Annotated in this window: 5 protein-coding genes; all 5 read left to right on the top strand. The window is 41.0% G+C overall.

What is annotated here, in order from left to right; genetic code table 11:
- Window positions 1-197: 197 nt before the first annotated feature.
- A complete protein-coding gene (locus ABWK04_01795; protein ID MEZ0360619.1) occupies window positions 198-767 on the top strand; it encodes a tetratricopeptide repeat protein in 570 nt (189 codons plus the stop codon).
- Window positions 767-2,758 (top strand): glycine--tRNA ligase subunit beta, encoded by a 1,992-nt coding sequence (gene glyS / locus ABWK04_01790; GenBank protein MEZ0360618.1) that lies wholly within the window; start codon window positions 767-769, stop codon window positions 2,756-2,758. The genes ABWK04_01795 and glyS overlap by 1 nt, the downstream gene beginning before the upstream one ends.
- Window positions 2,759-2,760: 2 nt before the next feature.
- Complete coding sequence (gene ppsA / locus ABWK04_01785; protein MEZ0360617.1) at window positions 2,761-5,322, top strand: pyruvate, water dikinase; 2,562 nt, start codon at window positions 2,761-2,763, stop codon at window positions 5,320-5,322.
- A complete protein-coding gene (locus ABWK04_01780; GenBank protein ID MEZ0360616.1) occupies window positions 5,319-6,197 on the top strand; it encodes a pilus assembly protein PilM in 879 nt (292 codons plus the stop codon). Before ppsA ends, ABWK04_01780 begins: the two co-directional genes overlap by 4 nt.
- The coding region (locus ABWK04_01775; protein ID MEZ0360615.1) for a hypothetical protein at window positions 6,194-6,431 on the top strand (238 nt) is incomplete at its 3' end. The genes ABWK04_01780 and ABWK04_01775, both read left to right, overlap by 4 nt.

The raw sequence follows: 6,431 nt of genomic DNA, 5'->3' as shown, positions 1-6,431 counted from the left end.
AAGCTTTTAAATGGTATGTCATCAAGTCATAAAGTCATCAACGCATAAAAGCATCTTGACATCAAGATGACACCCTTGACTTGCCTTTCCTTTTTAAAACACATACCATATTCAGTTGCCAAAAAATCAAGGGGTTTTTAGCACCCCTCACTATCTTTTACTATTATATCAAAAAATAGGCTATAATTTTTTTCACAATGGGGTACTCCTTAGTGAGGATAGTCATTTTTGCAATAGTGGTATTTTTTTTGATTGGTGTTTTCTTCGCGTGGCGATGGTGGGAGGACAAAAAGCTTTCGGAAATTTCTTATAAGGATTACGAAATAAGGCTTGCAATACAGTCGGAAAATTATGAGAAAGCTGAAAAGCTCGTACAGAGTGTAGCAAAAGAGCGCTCTCCATATACGCCCCTTGCTCTCTCTTATATGCTGTATATAGAAAGGAAGGGACAAGTTGGAGGTAACGATATCAAACTTCTTCAGGAGATACTGAGTTCCCTGAGAGATAAGGAACTTGTATCTCTTTACAAGGAGAGACTTGCTTACGCCTACTTTTCTGTGGGGAATTACCAGAAAGCCCTTGAAGTTTTAGAGAGCGTCAAAAGTGATGACTTCAATTATTATTCAGCCCAAATTCTGAAGGGTTTAGTACTTGAAAAGATGGGAAGAGGGGATCAGGCTAAGGCTGTATATTCACAGGTAGAAAAGCTTGCCAGAGGTACCTACTTTGGCAATCTCGCTTCAGCCTTCCTGATGGAGGAAAGATAATGGATCTGCTCATAGAAATAGGGACAGAAGAACTTCCAGCAAAGGTAATAAATCCGCTTCTTGAGTATTTAAAGGAAGCTGTAGGAAACATACTTGAAAGAAAGGCTACAAAGATATATGGGACTCCCAGGAGGTTAGCGCTTTATTACGAAAACTTTGAAAACAGAGCGCTGACACGTGAAGAGGTGATCGTTGGACCTCCCGTGAGTGTGGCTTACGATACAGAAGGTAAACCCACAAAAGCTATTTTAGGGTTTCTTCAAAGGACAAACTCCTCCGAAAAAGAGCTGATAAAAATACACAAAGGTGAGGCTGAGTATGTAGCAGTAAGAAAAACCTACGAAGGCAAAAAACCCCTTGATCTTTTATCTGAAAGGTTTGAGGAGATTTTACTTTCTGCACCGCTCCCCAAAAGTATGAGATGGGATAAAACGGGTGTGAAGTTTTCAAGACCCATAAGATGGATATGTGCGCTTTACGGTCAAGAAATAGTACCTTTGAGCTTAGGGAAGTTGAAAGCTGGAAATAAGACAAAGGGACACAGATTTATGTCTGAGGAATGGATAGAACTGAGGGATGCATCCGAATATGAAGAAAAACTAAAGGAAAACTACGTAGTACCGGGCTTCAAAGAGAGACTCGGTATGATCTTAAGTTTTCTCAAAGAGGAAAGCTATGGTCTTGGCGGTATTCCTGAGTATCCACAAGGGCTTGAGGAAGAGGTGGCTAATTTGGTAGAGTTTCCCTTTGCAGTCGTAGGTAAGTTTGACGAAAAGTACTTGGAACTTCCCGAAAGAGTTATAGTTACCGTTTTGGCACACCATCAAAGATTTTTCTGTGTAAAAAAAGAAGGGAAACTTCTCCCCAGATTTGTAGCTATAAGCGGGAATATTCCCAAGAATGGCTTAATAGTTAAAGGTTACGAAAAAGTAATAAAGGCAAGGCTTGAAGATGCTCTTTTCTTTTATAGAGAGGATATGAAAACTAAGCTTGAGCATCTCGTTGACAAACTCTCTCAGGTAGTTTTTCACCCTAAGGTGGGGAGTATGCTTGAGAAAACTCAAAGGATTATGACTATTTCTGAAGAGATAGCAAAAAGTTTAGGTCTTGACACAGGCTTGTTGGAAAAGATAAAAAGGGCTGCCTATCTTTCAAAAGCCGATATTCTCACTAACATGGTAAAGGAGTTTGACGAGCTTCAGGGGTATATGGGATACGTGTATGCAAAAGAGCAAGGTGAAGATGAAGATGTAGCTTCCGCCATATACGAACATTATCTTCCTAAATCTCCCTCTGATCCGTTTCCCTCAAGCATCGTAGGGAAGGTACTTTCCTTAGCGGATAAGATAGACAGTACCGTAACGCTGATAAAAGCAGGTGAGATCCCCTCAGGAAGCTCGGATCCATACGGATTGAGAAGGCATACTTACGGCATATTTTCCCTACTTGAGGATACTCTGTGGGATCTTGATCTTAGGGAGCTTATAGGAAAGTTTTACAAAAGTGTGGATAAGGACGTGGAAGCTTTCTTAAGTAACAGACTATTTGCTTACCTTGAACCTTACGGTTACGACGTTGTTAGAGCTGTTTTTGAAGTTCATGATCCTTTAAAACCATTAAGGTGCATACAGATGGTTAAAAGAATTGCCAATTTGAAAGATGAGCAGAAATTTAAAGATATAGCAAATGCTTACAGAAGGGTGGTGAGAATACTTCCCAAGGAGTGGGAGGATAGCGTGGTTGACGAGGGAGCTTTAAAGGAGAAGGAAGAGGTGGACCTGTGGGAGAAAGTGAAGGATCTCAGTACTAAAGCTCAGGACATATTGGATCTTCATCCTCTCAAAGAAAGCATAGATAAGTTTTTTGACACTGTCCTTGTTATGGACAAAGAAGAGAACCTAAGAAGAAACAGATTAGCTCTACTTTTAAATGTAAAAAAACTCTTTAATCGTTTTGCTGACTTTAACATGTTAGTTTATGAGGAGGTATAAAGATGGCTAAGCGCTACTTAGTTTGGCTTGATGAGGTTAGTATTGAAGATATACCCCTTGTGGGTGGTAAAAATGCGTCATTAGGGGAAATGATAAGGAATCTTTCTTCTCTTGGGATAAACATACCATACGGCTTTGTGGTCACTTCAGAAGCTTATTACGAATTTGTAAAATATAACAAACTGGAAGATGAAATAAGAAATGTCTTAAAGGGGCTTGACACTGGTAACATTGAGGATCTCGCCAGAAGAGGACACCAGATCAGGGAACTCATAAGAGGCGGTGAGTTCCCCACAGAACTTGAGGAACTCATAAAAAAGTACTACGGAAAACTATCCGAAAGGTATGGATCTTTTGCTGTGGATGTGGCTGTACGCTCATCTGCAACAGCTGAGGACCTGCCTCATGCATCTTTTGCTGGTCAACAGGAGACATATCTCAATGTGGTCGGTGCGGAAAATGTACTTACAGCCATAAAGAACGGCTTTGCCTCCCTCTTTACTGACAGAGCGATATCCTACAGGGAATCCTTCGGCTTTGATCACTTCAAGATAGGCATAGCTATGGGTGTGCAGAAAATGGTGAGGTCCGATATGGGTGCGTCAGGTGTTATGTTCACACTTGATACGGAGTCGGGATTTAAAGATGTTGTTGTAATAAATGCAGCTTACGGGCTTGGTGAACTCATGGTTCAGGGTGCTATAACTCCGGATGAATACATGGTTTTTAAACCAACTCTACAGGCAGGTTATTCCGCAATAATAGAAAAGAAGCTAGGACGCAAGGACAGAAAGATGATCTACGGTGTAGGAGGTGAGAGGACAAAGATCGTGAACGTACCGCTATCGGAACAAAAACAGTTCGCTTTAATGGATGACGAAATACTCAAGCTTGCCAAGTGGGGCGTCCTTATAGAGGAACATTACTCAAAGAAGAACGGAAGATGGACACCCATGGATATAGAGTGGGCAAAGGATGGCATATTAAACGAGCTTTTCGTTGTTCAGGCAAGACCGGAAACTGTACATTCAAGGAAAGAAGAACGCATACTCAAGGTTTACAAATTTTCAGAACCCGTTGAAAAGAGAGAAAAGAGAAGAGTAGTTTACGGCATAGCTGTGGGAGATAAGATAGCCACCGGCAGAGTTAGAGTAATATATGACCTTAAGGATGCGGGCAAGTTCCAAGAAGGTGAGGTGCTTGTAACAGATATAACGGATCCGGATTGGGAACCTATAATGAAGAAGGCATCCGCCATAATCACCAACAGGGGAGGAAGAACCGCACATGCGGCTATAGTGGCAAGGGAACTCGGTATACCTGCGGTGGTAGGAACGCACAAAGCTACTGAGTTATTAAAGAGCGGTATGGAAGTGACTGTATCATGTGCGGAGGGTGAAATAGGATACGTCTATGAAGGGTACGTACCCTTTGAGATAGAAGAAATAAATCTTGAAAACCTACCAAGACCTAAAACCAAAATTATGATGAATGTCGGTAATCCAGAATCAGCTTTTAAATATTCCTTCATACCAAATGACGGAGTAGGATTAGCCAGAGAGGAGTTTATAATAGCCAACTACATAAAGATACATCCGCTGGCACTTCTTCACTATGAGGAATTAAAAGATCTTCTCGTAAAACTGGAAAAGGAAGGTCTTGTTGACGAAAAGGGTTACTGTCTCATGTCAGCCATTCAAAACTACGCCAAGAGCCCCTTACTGGAAAAGCTCGTAAAAGGCAAAGATAGAAAGCCCGTACCCCTCAAAAGGATCGTAGAGGACATTGAAAACTTAACTTTTGGCTACGAAGATAAAGCCCAGTACTTTGTAAAAAAACTCTCTTACGGGATAGCAAAAATATCTTCCGCCTTCTATCCAAACCCCGTTATAGTAAGGTTTTCTGATTTTAAGTCCAACGAGTACAGAGGTTTAATAGGAGGAGAGCTTTTTGAACCAGAAGAGGAAAATCCCATGCTCGGATGGAGGGGAGCCTCCAGATACTATTCGGACACATACAAAGAAGCCTTTGGACTTGAATGCCAGGCGATCCTCAGAGTACGCAATAAGATGGGACTCACAAACACCAAGGTTATGATACCCTTTTGCAGAACACCCGAGGAGGGACAAAGGGTGCTTAAGGTGATGGAGGAGTTCAAGTTAAGAAGGGGGGATAACGGCTTGGAAGTATACGTGATGGCTGAGCTTCCAAGTAATATACTCCTCGCAGATAAATTTGCTGAAATATTTGATGGCTTTTCCATAGGATCTAACGACCTTACTCAACTTACCTTAGGATTAGACAGAGATTCGGCTTTGGTGGCACATCTGTATGATGAGAGAAACGAGGCAGTAAAGAGGCTCATATCCCAACTTATTAAGGTAGCAAAAGATAGAGGAAGGAAGGTAGGTATATGCGGACAGGGACCGTCCGACTTTCCCGAATTTGCTGCTTTTCTTGTTGAAGAGGGTATAGACAGCATATCACTGAATCCCGATTCTGTTCTAAAGACCATGTTGGTAGTGACAAAAGCCGAAGAAAAAAGCAGGGGGGTTGTCATATGAAACTGACCTTACCCAAGATAAAACTTCCCACCTTAAGAAAAGTAAAGGTGTCCTTATCTTTGCAAATAACTGAGAAGGTACTGAGAATTCTGGATCTAAATCAGGAAAAGAAGCCCGTTTTTGAGCCTGTGGAAGTCATATGGGAAGGCAAAAGCGATAGTGAAAAGATAAATATACTCAAAACTTATGTGGACAGATACAACCTTAAAGGAAGAGATGTTATATCATGCCTGTCTGTAAATGATGGGCTTTTGAAGTTTTACAAATACCCTGTTACTATGAGCCAGAAGGATCTTCAGCATGCCATAGATTGGGCTATAAAAAGAGAGCTGTCTATGATAAAGGAAGGTACTCTTTACGACTACTATATACTTGAGAAAAGTAAAGAGAGCAAAAATGTGATCATGCTTTTGACCCTTGCCAGAGAGGAAGCCATAAATAACCTCAAAAAGATCGTAGAATCTGCAGGCATGAAATTGAGAATACTGGATTATGAAGTTATAACTATAGTGAACTATGGTCTGTATAACGAGCTGCCCGTTCCTTTTTCGGTACTTTACGTAGATTATGGGTATGCACTGTTGGTAACTTACTCACCAATAAACGTATCGTACTTTGTCATACCCTGGAGCTATACTGAATACCTTAACAAAAAAGATGAACAATCCTTAGAGAACTTTTTTGCCGAGGTGAGAAACATAGTGGTCATAAACGATCTTTCAAGTGTTTATATAGCAGGTCCCATACTCTCAGAAGAGAGTCTTCTCACAAGAGTTCTTGAAAATCTACCCATACTTGGTCTCCTTGACATAGAAAGCATAAAGCCTAACTTCTTTATTCCGTATACCTTAAGTATAAGAGGTATGGAGGGATGATAAAGATAAATCTCGCAAAAGAAAGGGAAGGGAAGAGGTTACTGGAAAAAGAGATAAAGCCTGCTGTAGGATTACCAAAAATAGGTATTCCTATAAAAAGAGAGGCAAGCGTTTACTACCTTTCCGCCATTCTGTGGCTGTGCGTCATCTTAACAGGTATTTATTACTATAGGCTCTCGTCGGAGAGAGAACAGATCAAAAGGGAGATAGATCAGCTCAACGCTCAAAAGATAC

It is taken from the genome of Hydrogenobacter sp., from assembly GCA_041287335.1.
Lineage (GTDB): Bacteria > Aquificota > Aquificia > Aquificales > Aquificaceae > Hydrogenobacter.
Note: the sequence above shows the minus strand (reverse complement) of the source record. Positions and strands in the feature narration are given on the sequence as shown.